Origin of the sequence: Brevundimonas huaxiensis, from assembly GCF_014218725.1 — a bacterium.
Lineage (GTDB): Bacteria > Pseudomonadota > Alphaproteobacteria > Caulobacterales > Caulobacteraceae > Brevundimonas > Brevundimonas huaxiensis.
On sequence record NZ_JABBJE010000001.1, the window covers coordinates 856,174 to 869,989 of the forward strand.

10 protein-coding genes are annotated in these 13,816 nt (G+C 70.7%); 1 reads left to right on the plus strand and 9 read right to left on the minus strand.

Translation table 11 applies throughout. The annotated features are described in order from the left end of the window. Positions 1–243 precede the first annotated feature (243 nt). On the plus strand, positions 244–1,188 hold the full coding sequence (locus tag HF680_RS04320) for a hypothetical protein (protein ID WP_185224163.1): 945 nt from the start codon (positions 244–246) through the stop codon (positions 1,186–1,188). Between the two features lie 150 nt (positions 1,189–1,338). On the opposite strand, the gene HF680_RS04325 is transcribed toward HF680_RS04320, so the two are convergent. The 9 genes from HF680_RS04325 to HF680_RS04365 all read right to left on the minus strand — a co-directional run bounded on the left by HF680_RS04325 (position 1,339) and on the right by HF680_RS04365 (position 13,792). Continuing rightward, positions 1,339–2,580, minus strand: a complete 1,242-nt coding sequence (locus HF680_RS04325; RefSeq protein WP_185224164.1) for a DUF3363 domain-containing protein — start codon at positions 2,578–2,580, stop codon at positions 1,339–1,341. 281 nt (positions 2,581–2,861) lie between these two features. Further along, positions 2,862–3,806: a DUF2493 domain-containing protein gene (locus HF680_RS04330; RefSeq protein WP_394353517.1), complete on the minus strand. Its 945-nt coding sequence runs from the start codon at positions 3,804–3,806 to the stop codon at positions 2,862–2,864. Positions 3,807–4,106: 300 nt separating this feature from the next. Next, positions 4,107–4,583, minus strand: a complete 477-nt coding sequence (locus tag HF680_RS04335) for a GcrA family cell cycle regulator (protein WP_185224166.1) — start codon at positions 4,581–4,583, stop codon at positions 4,107–4,109. Between the two features lie 131 nt (positions 4,584–4,714). Then, on the minus strand, positions 4,715–5,134 hold the full coding sequence (locus tag HF680_RS04340; RefSeq protein WP_185224167.1) for a single-stranded DNA-binding protein: 420 nt from the start codon (positions 5,132–5,134) through the stop codon (positions 4,715–4,717). Positions 5,135–5,177: 43 nt separating this feature from the next. Next, positions 5,178–5,531 carry a single-stranded DNA-binding protein gene (locus HF680_RS04345; protein WP_185224168.1) on the minus strand — a complete coding sequence of 118 codons (354 nt, stop codon included), beginning with the start codon at positions 5,529–5,531 and terminating at the stop codon, positions 5,178–5,180. A gap of 119 nt (positions 5,532–5,650) precedes the next feature. After that, positions 5,651–9,913, minus strand: coding sequence for a strawberry notch-like NTP hydrolase domain-containing protein (locus tag HF680_RS04350; protein WP_185224169.1), 4,263 nt, complete (start codon positions 9,911–9,913; stop codon positions 5,651–5,653). Positions 9,914–10,065: 152 nt separating this feature from the next. Further along, the gene (locus HF680_RS04355) at positions 10,066–12,165 is read right to left on the minus strand and encodes a ParB/RepB/Spo0J family partition protein (protein ID WP_185224170.1); all 2,100 of its coding nucleotides are present in this window, start codon (positions 12,163–12,165) and stop codon (positions 10,066–10,068) included. A gap of 26 nt (positions 12,166–12,191) precedes the next feature. Continuing rightward, a complete protein-coding gene (locus HF680_RS04360; RefSeq protein WP_185224171.1) occupies positions 12,192–13,121 on the minus strand; it encodes a toprim domain-containing protein in 930 nt (309 codons plus the stop codon). After that, positions 13,118–13,792 carry a JAB domain-containing protein gene (locus HF680_RS04365; RefSeq protein WP_082064454.1) on the minus strand — a complete coding sequence of 225 codons (675 nt, stop codon included), beginning with the start codon at positions 13,790–13,792 and terminating at the stop codon, positions 13,118–13,120. The genes HF680_RS04360 and HF680_RS04365 overlap by 4 nt, the downstream gene beginning before the upstream one ends. Positions 13,793–13,816: the final 24 nt, after the last annotated feature.

Here is a 13,816-nt window from a genome sequence, read left to right on the forward strand (position 1 = left end):
GCGCTCGACAGGCAGCCGCGTGATCGCCTGTCTTGGCGAACACGGCGAAACCGCCCATATTGACGCCATGAAGGTCAACTCGCCCGAATCGCTCCAAACCGCCGAGAACCTGGTAAGGTCGCACGGCAGCTGGTCCAATGTCCGTGACCGGTCGCGCGTCACGCGGGATGGCGTCTTTGTCGTCGATGTCGATGAGAAGGCGGTAGACGAAGCGATCCAGAGACTGCGGCGAGACCGCGCGGCTTGAACGCCGGGCTCAATCTTCTCACCGCTCTTTTCCTGCTGGCGCCGGGCTTCGGAACCTTTGCCGGCGTCTACTTCACGAGCTTGCGGCGTCCATTTCGCCCCGCGCCGGCCGCGCCGGGCTCCTTGCTCGCCCTGGCCCTCATCACGGTCGGCGCCCTCGCTGCCCACGGACTCTCGTCCGTGCCCTACGCCGCGCAGGAGGTGTTCTGCGCCGTCGCGACCTGCATCCCCGTAACGTTTCAGCCCAATCCCTATGTCACCCTGATCGACCCGCGCCATGCAGGGGGCGCACCCGGCATCTCATTGAGCATCGCGCTGCTCCACCTGGTCGCAGTGGCCGCGTTGGGGTTCGGGCTGGGATGGGCGGCGGTGAAGATCGCCTCCGGCAACTCCGGCTTCCAGGCCCTGTTCTACGGATGGACCGACAAGCTCACGCGGCGCGCGCCCACCCGCTACCACGCCATCAACGCCTTCGTTGTGACGGACATCGCCCATGACGAGCTTTCTCTCGGTTATGAGGGCACTCTGCTGGATCTGCGCCAGGAGGCGTCTGGAAAACTGTTGTCAGCGACGCTGCGCGACGTCCAAGCGTTCGTTATCGAACTGGATCCGACAGGGATCAAACGCACCAAGGTCCCGCGTCGCGACCCGATACCGTTCATGGTGCTCGAAGCCGAGAACGTGAAGAACGTCGCCTTGGCGCTGTACTTCGACGCCAAGGCGGCAGCGGCGATCACGCAAGAGGAGATCGACGCAATGACGGAGGATGAGCGGAAGGCGCTGGAAGCCGCGCTCATCGCCGCGCGCGAGTCCGAGCGGCGTGAGAGCGCAGAAGAGGCCTCAGCGGCGACGCCTGACGCGCGAGCTGCGCCGAAGCCACAGGCGGCGGCCGCAAAACCGCGACAACCGTCCGGGACGGTCAAGCCGAAGCCGCGCCGCTGAGCTGTCCCAGGCGGACGGCGCGTGGGCCGTCCTGACCTGCAATCCAGACGCCGTTGCAGCCGGACGAGCGCATCAGGACACCACGGGCCGCGCGCGCCATTAGACGGTCTGGCCCGCCGCTGCGGCTCCCGCCGCGAAATGGCCGCGCGTTCAACGCTCCAGATGATCGCCGCGTCCCCGCATGACTTGCGCCAAACCCGCGCCCGTCGACGACAGGGCGATGGTCTGTCCGAGCGACAACCTCGGACTGCCGGCGCACAGCCGCGCGTAGTGTTCGACGCCGTCGCCGTCCCGCACGATCACAAACGGATGGGCACCCAGCTCGTCATGGAACCCGGTCTTGACCACCCGTCCCTTCACCGACGACGCCCCCATCGGCCGCACGTCCCGCCCCGCTTCAAGACGCCTCTGGTTCAGGGTGCGGATGATGTCGCGGCGGGCCTGGAGCGTCCGCAGTTTCGTCTCCATCTCGGGATCGAGCCGATAACGCCGCCCGGTGCGGACCGCGAGACCCAAACCTTCCAGATGACGGAGGCGGCCTCGGGTCAGCGCGTTCCAGGCATCGCTCCGCCCCACGCCGTCTTCGACGATCCCGCCCAACTCCGCCGCCGCCAGGAGCCGGCGATCAAGTCCAGTGAAGCGATCCGCCGACGTCTCGCGCCAAACCCGCTTCTCGGCATCGACCCGGGCCAAGTCGCCGAGCCTCTCCTGCGCGACCTCCTGGGCCCGGGCGCGAAAGCCGTAGGCGATGTAGTCGCGCGGGATCACAAGGTCCCGTCCGTCCTGCCGGCGACCGCGCACCAGGACATGGGCGTGCGGCTGATCCGTGTCGTAGTGGCAGGTTGCAATCCACGTCAGCGTCGGCTCGCCCAGATCCGCCGAGACCCGCGCCATGACCTCGCGGACATAGCCGCGCAGGTCGTCGATCCGGTCGCCGTGCTCGGGCGAGATGATGAAGCGGAAATGGTGTCGGTCGTCGGTCCAGCCCCTCGTTTCGACGGCCGCCTGAACGCCGTCCTGATCCCGATCAAAGAACTCGGGTCGGGCGCCGTCCGCACCGGCGCCGGAGCGACCGAGATAGGCGACGTGCGCCGCGAGCGCCGCGCCGCGCTCGGCGCCCTTGCCGGCGTGGCGGGACACCAGAGCCTTGACGATGACGCGCTGCCGCACATCGAGGCGGAAGGCTCGTCCCGACCGGTTCTGCGCCGCGCGAAGAACGCCAGACCGATTTCCGAGGGCGAACATCCGGGAGCTGGCGAGGCGCTTCATCATGCCGAGACGGACCGGATCGCGGTCGGTCTTCAGTCGCGTCGGAAGCCTGACGCCGACCGTGGCGTCCTCGATGCCGCCGCGTGTCGACAGCCTGGTTTGAATAGCCTGGTGAACAGACATGATCCGCGCTCCGGCCCCGGAAGATCCGCCGAAGAACGACAACTCAAAGCAAGTCGTCGATCCGGGTCGACCTCTCCTGCAAGACGCTGAAAGCATAGAGAAAGCCGACCAAGGCCAACACTCCCTTTTATCTTGCCCTCAGCCGAAATTCGAAGATTTCCGGACAGTCGCATCATACTTGATCCAACCCGATCAACAGTCGCCAAAGGTCGGAAGGCCGGCCGGGCGACAGAATAAATCCCGCCCGGCCGAAGCCGAGCGGGTCGAATGTGCAACGGGTCTCAGGCGGCGCGGGCGCGAATGGCGACGTGTCGGACGCCGTGCTCCATCGCCTTCTGCCCGAGGTTCATCGCGGGGCCGAACGGACGGTCGCCCGAGCCCCTGCCCTCGCCCAGGGAATGGGCCAGGGTGAGGCAGATTTCCGGCTCCAGCGCGATCAGGTCGTCGTTCGCCCGGAAGGGAGCCGCCTTGCCGTGGGCGTCGAAATCCGCCCGCGCCAGGATCAGCTTCACCCCCTTCTGCTGAGACCATTTGATCGCCAACTTCTCGGAGCCCTTCGCCCCGGTCGTGGCGAGCGCCATGTCCGGCCATTCCGTCAGCGCCCAGTTCAGGGCGTCGAAAATCCGTCCGGCGTCTTCGGCCGTATCGGCCGAGGGCGCGCCCCGGAAGGCGATCACCGGTCCGCCCGGATCCGCCTCGCCGGACTTCCGCGCGCGGAGGCTGCGGATCGCCTGCTTCGCCTCCAGCTGGGCCGCCGTCAGGAAGTTGCCCCGGCGGCTGCCGCGCCAGGCCGTCCAGACCTCGCCGGTGGAGACCGTCCAGCAGTGGGCCGCCGCGTCGCGCACCAGCTCCGTCGCCAGGGCGGCGGCGTCTCCCGCGCGGGCCTTGGCCGTCGCCTCCTGAAGCTCGACGTCGGCCGCCTCGGAGCCGTCGAAGTCGCGGTCCAGGGCCCGCATCGTGTCCCGGGCCCGGTCGGCGTCGCGCTCGATCCGCCCCGCCGCCGAGTGGAAGGCGCCGATGAGCGCCTCGCCCAGGATGGTCTGGTAGTCTTCCAGTGCGGTGTCGGCGATCACGTCGAGCAGCTCGGTCATCAGGGCGTGCCCCAGCTGGAGCAGCGCCTCTTCCGTCGGGTGCGGGCGGACCTCGCCGAGGGCGGCCGTCTGGTCGTCGAAGGCGGAGGCGGACTTGATGAAGGAAGAAGAAGTGAAGGGTTGCATCGGGAACATCCTTGAAGATGTCGAAGCGCCCCATGCGCAACGACCCCGGTCTTGGCCACGTCGGGGTCCCCGATAGTCACCGGAGCGGAGGACCGCTTGTCCTGCGCGGAGGGGAACGGCGAAGCCGTTGACTTCCGGGGTGACGTGACAAGATCGGAGGGCGTTGTGTGGGGGCATGTCCTCGCCCCCTTCGGGCGAGGACCCCGTTCGGCGCCGTCGCGCCGAGACCGCCCGAAGAGACGGTCGCCGCCCGTCCCGTCGTCGTCGGCGGAGCCGGCGACGGTCTCGGACGTCGTGTCCAGCCGGTCGTCAGGCCAGACCGGCGAGCTGCATCAGCGCCTCGGCCGACTGCGGCCTGCGCTGGTAGGCGATCTCCGCGTGCGCGGCGCAGAAGACGCCGCGCGCGACCGGACGGCCACAGAGGCGGAACGCCGGCGCGCCGGGTTCGCCGTAAGGGAAACGGCAGTCGCAACGGCGGACGCTCAGGATGGTGGCGAGGCCGAACGCCGGCGCCTCTGGCGCGACGCCGGACCGGGCGCTGGTCCGCACGGGCGCCGGCCGGCCAGAACGTCCCGGCGCGCGGCGCGGTCCTTTCGGCGCGGTAACAGGCGAAATCACCGGCGGGGCTGGCGAGCGGCCGAGGGACAATTTCATCCGATGAACCTTGCCGAGCACGGCGCTGCGGGTCACGTCCTCGCCCAGGGTGTCGGCGATCCGCTGGGCGCTCCACCCCAGAGACCAGAGCGTCTTGAGTCTCGCGATACGGTCTTCGGTCCAGACAGACATGGTCAGGCTCCCTCGCCTTTCGAGCCCCATCGGCTCGCCTGTCCGTCCCCGCCTTCTCCTCCCGGTCTCAGCACAAGAAGGGCCCGGCGTGCGAAGCGTCCGGGCCCTCCCGCCTGTCGCGACCTCCCCGCTCAGAACGGGATGTCGTCGTTCAGATCGTAGCCGCCGTCGCCTTCCGGCGACCCGTCCGCCACACCGCCGACGGACGCCTCCATCGCGGCGCGGCGGTTCTTCAACCGGATGTCGCTGACGACCAGGCGCAGGTCGTAGTGTTCGACGCCGTCCTTGCCCGTCCAGGTGTCGTTCTCGACATGGCCTTGAATCACGACGCGGCTGCCCTTGCGCGCGTAGGGCTGCAGGTAGTTCTCGGTCGTGGCCTCGTTGAAGCAGATGCAGTTGAAGCCGGTCGTCCGTTCGCCGGGCGTGCCGTCGGCGCGCCGGAAGCGCGTGGTCTCCAGCACGCGGAAGCTCGCGCGCTTCTTGCCGCTGCCCTGGGCCGACAGGATCGAGGGATCGGCGGCCAGATAGCCTTCGAGGGTCAGGGTCTGCATGGGGTTCAGTCTCCTAGGAATGAGGGGTTGATGAATGTGCGGATCAGGCCGCGACGCGGTCTTCGGTGACCTGGTCCTGCCGGTCTTCCGCCCAGTCGAGAACGGTCAGCCGGTTCACCACCAGCTCCTTGGCGGTGCGCTCCTGGCCGTCCCGTGTGGCGTAGGCGGTGTCGATGAACGCGCCGACGACCACGGCCTCGCAGCCCTGCGCCAGGCCGCGGGCGATGACCCTCTCGTTCAGGCCCTTCGACCAGCTGACGCAGTTGACGCCGACCAGCCGGGGCTTGCCGGCGCTGTCGGTCCCGCGTTGCTCGAGCAGCCGGAAGACGGCCTTGCCGAAATCGTCGCTGATCTGGGGATCGGCCGCGAGGCGGCCCGTGAACACCATGGTCTGCATGTCAGTCTCCTGTTGATCCGAAGCCGTCCGGGGAGACGATCTCCCCGATCCCGCTTCATCCGAGACCTCCCTTCCTCCCGACTTCCTCCGGTCGGGCCTCCGCCCGACCGGGACGCGGATCACGCAGCCGCGCCGTCGAGGACGGACTGCACGGGGTGACGCCGCAGCACCGCCTCCACCACATCGGGCCGATCCACCGGCACGAAGAGCCTCGGGGTATAGGCGATGATCTCGACGAAGCAGCCGAGCGCCACGAGCGCGTCCCGGTCCATCCGTCCGCCCACCACCTCCAGCCGCCAGCGATCCATCACCCGGGCGCGCTTCAGCCACAGTCCCCCCGCCAGCGAGAGTTGCACGTTGCGGTCCAGGAGCGCGGCCGCCGATCGCGCGCCGTCGGCCCAGGCGTCGCCTAGGGACGTGAGGCCGAGCGCGGCTTTCAGGGACGACGCCTGGACCTCGTCCAGCACCCGGCCCAGCCAGCGCCGACCGTCCGGCGCGCGGACACGGCGCACGGCGCAACCCTTGGCCGGCAGCCGTCCCCAGATCGGCAGGAGAAGTCCGGTGGCGAGCGTCAGCCGGCGCGTCCGCCACGGATCCGCCGCGGCCACCTCGGCGTCCCAGATCGTGCGCCATGTCGCCGCGTCGGCCTCGGCCCAGGCGGATTCCGCGAACGCCTTTTCCGGCATGACTCCCCGTTGGTCGGGCCGCACCAGCCGCACGGCGGGCACGAGACGATCGTCGTCGGTCGTCGTGGTCAGGCCGAGTTCCGCCACCGCCGCCCGGCCCGACCGCGCATTGACGACGAACTTGCAGGCTCCCGCCTTCGCTTCAGCGGACGCCGCATCGGCTGGAAGCAGGTCTCGCGCGACCTTCAGCTCGAAAGTGACGAGCGCCGTCTCGGCGCCGGTGGCGAGGTCGGTGCGGATGGTCTCGGCGTCGATCACCTCCAGCGCCTCCGCCTCTATGTCTTCCAGTCCGCGATCGAGCTCCCCCGAGGCCGCGGCCCGCTCCAGAATCCCCGAGAGGATCGCGTCGAAGTCCGCGAACAGGGCGTTCTGGTCGGCGATCCGCAGGGCCAGAAGCCGGTTCAGGAAGGTGTGGATCGGCGGCAGGTCGTCCGACGGCTTCAGGCCGCCGTCGGCGTCGCGCAACTTCAGCCCGGTCTTGCCTTCGAAGGTCTCCAGGTCCATCGCCGCCAGCTCCCCGAAGCCGAGCGCGCCGTAGAACACCAGCAGCGCCCGACGCGCCCACGGACTTTCCAGATTGTCCTCGGCCCGGAAAAGGCCGGCGCCGGCCGTGCGGCGTTCACCGCGCGTCAGGGCGCCCAGGGAGTCGAGCCGTCGGGCGATGGTGGAGGTGAAGCGTTTCTCGCCATGGATGTCGGTGACCACGGGCCGGAACAGGGGCGCCGAGGCCTGGTGCGTCCGGTGGCTCCGCCCCAGCCCTTGGATGGCGGCGTCGGCGCGCCAGCCCGGCTCGACGAGATAGTGAACGCGACGCTGCCGGTTCGGGGCCGAGAGGTCGGCGTGGTAGCTGCGCCCCGTGCCGCCGGCCTCGGAGAAGACGAGCACCCGTTTGCGGCCCGCCATAAAGGCGTCCGTCTCGGCGCGCGCGGCCGACGCACCGCGGCGCTCAACGACGCGACGGCCCTCCCGTCGCACCACGCGGCGCGACCGTCCGGTGATCTCCGCCACATGGTCGGTCCCGAACGCGTCCAGCAACGCGTCCAGCGCACCGGGGACCGCGGGCAGGCCGGCCAATCGGGCGATCAGGAAGGCGCGGCGCTGGAGCGCCTCTTGGCTGACGGCAGGCCGCCCATCGACCAGGACGGGAACAAGCGTCACGCCGCCGTCCGCGTCCTCGATCGCTTCCATCAGATGAACGGGAAAGGCCTCGCGCAGATAGTCCAGGACGTATTCGCGCGGCGTCAGGTCGATCGAGAGGTTGTTCCACTCCTCCGGCGGAACGGAGGCCAAGCGGCGTTCCATCACCGCCTCGTTGGTCGACACGATCTGGACGACGGCGGAGCGTCCTTCGGCGAGGTCCGCCCGGATGGCGGCGATCAGGGTGGGCGCCTTCAGCCCGGCCAGCAGATGGCCGAAGAAGCGCAGCTTTGCCCCCTCGAACGCCGAATGAACCGCGGAGGCGGCCATCGGGCTTTTGGGTTTGCCGTCCGCGCCCGCCAGGCCGGTCGCCTTCAGGGCTTCGGCGAGATGGGCGTGGATCATCTGGAACGCGTCGGCCCAGGCGTCCCAGATGGCGACGTCGTCCTCGGTCAGGGCATGGGCGAGCGGCGCATATTCGACGCCCTCGAACGACAGGCTGCGCGCCACATAGAGGCCGAGCGCCTTGAGCTCGCGCGCGACCAACTCCATGGCCGCGACGCCGCCCTTGTCCATGGCGTCGAGGAAGTCCTCGCGGGTCGTGAACGGCGCCTCCGGTCCGCCCCACAGGCCTAGCCGCGAGGCGTAGGCGAGGTTCTCGGCCGTCGTCGCGCCGGTCGCCGAAACGTAGAGGATGCGGGCGTTCGGAAGGCGGTTCTGCAGGGCCAGGCCCGCCATGCCTTGCAACGACGCCTTCTTCGCGCCCCGGGCGCCCTTGCCGCCCCCGGCGGCGTTGGCCATGGCGTGAGCCTCGTCGAAGGCGATCACCCCGTCGAAATCCTCGCCCAGCCAGGCGACGATCTGGTCGAGGCGGGACATCTTGGGGCCGCGCGCGGGCTGCCGCAGCGTCGCATAGGTGGTGAAGACCACGCCCCGATCGAGCCGTACGGTCTCGCCGAGCTTCCAGCTGTTCAGCGGGGTAAGGTCCGACGCGGCCCCGCCGATGGCCGCCCAGTCCCGCCGGGCGTCCTCCAGCAGGGCGTCGCTGCGGGACAGCCAGAGCGCGCGCGTGCGGCCCTGGGCCATGTTGTCGGCGATGACGGCGGCGATCTGACGGCCCTTGCCGCAGCCGGTGCCGTCGCCGAGGAAGAAGCCCCGGCGGAGCTGGACGGCGCCGGGCGCGTCGTCACGGGACAGGACCAGCCGATGGGCCGCCTCGCCCGGCGTCCACCAGGCCGGCAACAGGCCGGAGTGGGCCTCGCCGGCGTAGATGACGGTTTCGGTTTGGGCGTCGGAGATCCGCCCTTCGTCGCGCAGCGCCCGCGGCAACACCGGCCGGTAGGTCGGCGCGGGCGGGGCCACGGAGGCCATCGGCCCGGACTCCACCAGCGGCGACGGGTGCGGCCGAGGGTCCGGCAGGACGATGCGCGCCAGCCCGTGGGCCTGATAGAGGCCGATGTCGCGTCCCTCGCCCGTCCAGGCGCGCGTCTCGTAGTCCACGGCGGACGCGCCCGCTAGGAAGGCGAGGCGCGCGGACGCGCGCGCGCCGGCGCGGCCTCCGGGTGCCAGAAGCGAAGCGGGAGACGCTTCGAGCCGGGCGCGCGGCCGGGCGCCCGCGCGCCCCGGCACGGCGGCGGCCAGGATCGCGGCGGTCGCCAGGTCGTCCGCCACGGCGAGCGGTGCGACCTCCGCACCGGTCTCGTCCCGCTCCAGCACCAGCAGACCGGTCTCCACCGACGTGCCGTGCCGGGCGAAAGCGCGCGGCGGAAAGAGTATCCGGGCGACGATGCGGCCCCCATCCGACAGCCGGCGCAGGCCGCGCTCGTCCGACAGGGCCGAAGCCGGCGCGACCGCCGCGAGACGTCCGCCGTCGGCGAGCGCGCCCAGCGCCGCCTTCAGATGGCGGTCAAGGTCCGTGAACGGAGGATTGCAAACCGCGACGTCGAACCGGCCCGCGGCGTCCAGCAGGTCGTGGATGTGGCGGCCGTCGAGGCGCGAGCGCCGCGCCGCCGGAAACAGGCCGTCGAGCAGGGCGGCGCGGCCGTCCGCCGGCTCGTTGAGCCACAGGACGCCGCCGCAGGCCTCCGCCACAGCCGCGATCAGACCCGTGCCGGCCGAGGGTTCCAGCACCCGGTCGCCGGGGCGCACCTGGGCCGCGAGCACCGCGATCGCCGCCAGCTCCGGTGGTGTGGAGAACTGATCCAGGGCGACCTGGTCCTCGCTGCGCCGGCTGTGCGTCAGGCCGAGCGCGGAGACCGCAGCCAGCAGGGCGGCGATCTCCGCTGGCGCGTCCTCGAGGCGGGCGACCTGGGGGGCTAGGCGCCGGATCTGAAGCACCGTGGCGGCCTCGATCGCCTCGTAGGCGTCGCGCCAGAGCCATTTGCTTTCTGTGTCGGCGCCGCCGAAGAGGGTCGTCATCACCTCCGAGACCAGACGGCGATCCAGCGGGCGCGATCGCGCGAGATGGCCTGCCAGCGCCCGGGCGGCCGCCAGCACATTGGCGGCGTGGGGCGTGTCGGTCGCGGGAGGAAAGAGGGACAGGGTCGAGGTCGAGGACATGGTCGCGGCTCCGCTCGCCGGGAGCGGAGGGCGCATCCCCCACGGTCCTCCAGGCTCGCCGCGCCTGGCCCTCTTCTTCCCTTTCAACAGGAACGGCGCGCACAAAACCCGCCCCGCCGGACGGCGGAGCGGGTTCTTGGGCGGCAGGGGTCTCAGGCGGTCTGCTGGAGGGCCGCCTCCCCCGCCTCGGTGACGACGAAGGCGCCGGCGCCGTCCGCCTCGGGCGAGGCGGCCCCTTCGGCCGCGGCGTCCGACGGGTCGGGCCCGTCCATCACCGCCGCCTCCGGATCGCCGTCCGGCATGTCGGTCGTCCACGACAGACTGGCCGGCGCCCAGGTGCGTTCGGCCGCCCGTTCCGCCACCCAGTCGACCAGGTCCGTCTTCTTAAGCACGCCGACGCGGGGATCGCTCGGCTCTCCCATCGCCTCCAGCATGCCGAGCAGGAGCGCCTTGGAATGCGGCTTGAGGAAGTCGGCGTCCGGCGTCCAGTGCAAGGTGATGTCCGCGCCGCAGAGAGCAGCCAGTTCCGCCGCCTCGGCGCGCGCGGCCCGCCGGATCAGGCTGGTCCGCTCTTCGCGCAGATCGAGCGTCAGGGCCGTCAGCTCGGCGAGCAGGCTCATCTTGTCGCCATGCGCGAGCGCGTGAACCCAGGCGATCACCGTCTGGTCCGACCCCTCCCAAGCCGCGCGCCGTTCATCGAGCCGTTGGCGAGCGTCGCCGTCCAGAGGCTCGATGATCCGTCCGCCGGCGGGATTGAAGGCCGTCGCGGTCAGGGCGAAGGCGGATTCGGATCGTGCGCCGGACCCGCGGACCGCGACCTGGACGAACAGGCGCGCGATCAGCGCCGTGAGCGCCGCTCCCGGATCGTCGGCCAGCGCCCGGATCAGGCCGCGTGTTGCGACATCGGTGCGCACCGCGTGCAGGGCGTGATTGATCCCCTCAGTCTCGGGCTCCGGCGCCTCGACCTCCGGCGCCCGATAGAATCGCCCGTTCGCCGGCGACAGATCGCCGTCGTCGTCGACCTCATCGCGAGCGTCGCTGAGTTCCTCGTTGTCCTGGATCTCCGGCTCGACCGGGGTGAAGCAGCGGATGTCGAGGCCCGCCCGGACGGACGGGAAGAAGACCAGTGTCGTGGCGACGCGACCGCCCCAGCTGATCTGGTCCATCGCGAGGCGCGCCTTCGCCATCGCGATCAGCAGGGGATCGACGACGGCCGGGTCCGTGGTTTCGGCAAGCCGTTCCCCGACCGCCTCGGCGGCGGCGTTGAAGACCTCGCGCGCCTCGCGATAGGCGTCCAGCTCGGCGGCGGGCAGCATGCCGCCATAGGCGTAGCGGGCCGGTTCCAGATCGTCGGGCAGCTCGAGAGCGTCGCCCGCCGACACATGGACGGCAAGGCCTTCCGCCTCGAAGACCAGGGCGATCTCTCGCGCGCGCCGCGTCCAGACGTCGGTCAGGATCGCCGGGTCGAGAAGCACCGGCGCGCGCTCTCCGAACAGATCGACGACGGTGCGGCCGCCGGCCGCCGCATAGCGCTCCGCGCCGACCAGGGCGCAGCGCGCGTCGCCCGCCGTGACCTGGTCTTCGTCCAGCTTCTCGGTGATGCGCCAGTCCTGGAAGCCGTGCCCGTCGAGCGTCATTTGCGCATATTCGGCCTGCTCGGCCTTGTCCGGCAGCCGGGCGAGCAGCCGGGCCTGCCGCAGATTGAGCCGACCGCGCCGCAAGGCTTCGAGGGCCACGGGTGGCAGGGCCGACAGGGCGGCGAGCCGCTTCACGTCGATCTCGGCGTACCCCAAGGCCTTCGCGATCCCGGGCACGGCGAGTTTGCCCTTGAGCATCCGGCCGATCGCGGCGATGACGTCGGCGACGTGAACCGGGGCGGCGGTGTTGGTGAGCAGGACAGCGGCCGCCTGGCGCGCGGGATCCGTCTCCACCACCACGTCCACGAGGAAGCCGTCGTCGATGCGGCCGCCTTCCAGCAGATAGCGCAAGGCGAGGAGGCGACGACGGCCGTCCAGGGCCATGTTCGCCCGCTCCTTTCGCCGTCCCGGGCGCACGGTCAGCGGCTCCAGCTGGCCCGCCGCGAACAGGGTTTCCGCCAGCAGCGGAATGTCGTCGTCCGGCGGTTCGCCGAAGCGCAGGTTCTCAGGGGCGATATCCACATCGCGGAGGGGAACCCGCAGCCGGGCACGGGCTGCGGCGATGTCGAACGGCGTCTCGACGACCGTGAGGGCGGCGGAGGCGGATCTGGGCATGGTGGAACTCCTGCCGGCGACGGGGCCTATCCCCGCCTTTCCGGCGCCCCACCGCGCCCTTCCTTTTCCCTTTCGGCGGTCGTGCGGATGGCGTCGTTCCAATCGCCACAGCCGGGCGGCGGCAGACGCATCTCCACCGCAAGGCCGAGCGCCGTAAGGCGATGCTTCAAACGGCGGGCGGCGGCCTCGCCGGCGAGACCGCGGTCAGCGGCGATCACAACGCTGCGGACATCGGGCGGCGGCGTCCAGGCCGCCAGATTGCCGGCGGAGAGCAGCGCCCAGCCGGGCAGGTCGAACCCGCGCACGGCCGAAAGGGTCGTGACGACCCCTTCGGCCACCAGCATCCTGCGGCCGACGACGGACAAACGGACGGCGGCGCCGGGCGGAACACAGCCCACGGTCTTGCGTGACACCGCCAATCGGACCGCCTGACGCGCCGCAGCGTCCAGATAGGTCAGTTCCACCCCGGTCGTGCGCCCGTCGGGATCGCTGATGCGGGCCATCAGAGCCCGCAGGGTCGGCCCGCCGGTCCGATAGACCGAGACCGGCGCGGCGGGATGTTCGAGAAGGTCGCGAACGCCAATGGACCAAGGAACGGCGCGACGCTGCAGATGACGGGCGGCCAGGCCGGACGGGCCGATCCTCACGCCCTGCGACCAGAGCCGCTCGGCCGTCTGCCGACGAACGCGCGTATCCGGACGTGCGACCGATGCGGCGCCGGACAGCGGCGCGCCCGCCGGCCGGCCCGCCGCGTCCACGAGGCCGCGACGGCGCAGATCCGCCATCACGGCGCGCCAGTCCGACCCTCCGAACGAATGGGCCACGACGCGCCCCTCCGTCAGCCACAGGGACACAGAGCGGTCTTCGCCAGAATGGCCGGGCCCAGGCACGTTGGCGCGCGCGCCGTTGTGATAGAGATCGCCGCCGAGGGCGGCGACAATGCCGCGCAGGCTCATGGGAGCAACCCCATCTGCCGAAAGCTCGCCGTGCCCTCCCGACCCACCACGAGATGGTCGTGCACCGGGATGTCGAACACCCGCGCCGCCTCGACCACCTTGCGCGTCATGGCGATGTCGGCCTGCGACGGCTGGGGATCGCCGGACGGGTGGTTGTGGATGAGGATAAGGGCGGATGCGCCAGCCTCGAGCGCCCGCCGCACCACTTCGCGCGGATAAACCGGAGCATGATCCACCGTGCCATCCGCCGCCGCTTCGTCGCAGAGCAGGCGGTTCTTCTTGTCGAGATACAGGACGCGGAACTGTTCCCTTGGCCGATGACCGACGGACACACGGGCGTAGGCGACGAGGCTCGACCATGAGGTGATCACAGGCCGGCGGCTGGCGGTTTCGCGGGCGAGATGTTCGGTCAGTCCCGCCAAGCGTTTGACGCGGTCTACCGTCTTCTGGTCGAGACCGTGGCGCTTCAACTCCGCAGTGTCGGCGTGAACGAAGGCGCCGACTGTGTCGAACCGGCGCTGGAGCGCGCCGACCAGGGCTCCGTCGGCCGCGAGGTCGAGATCGATGAGGAGACGGTGAAGCCAGGCGCAGCCGCCGTCGGCGGTGGTGACAGCGCGACCGGAAGTGGACAGCCGCCCCGGGTCGGGCGGCGCAATGAGGGCGAGAGACATGATGAGCTCCGTACCGCTCCGAAG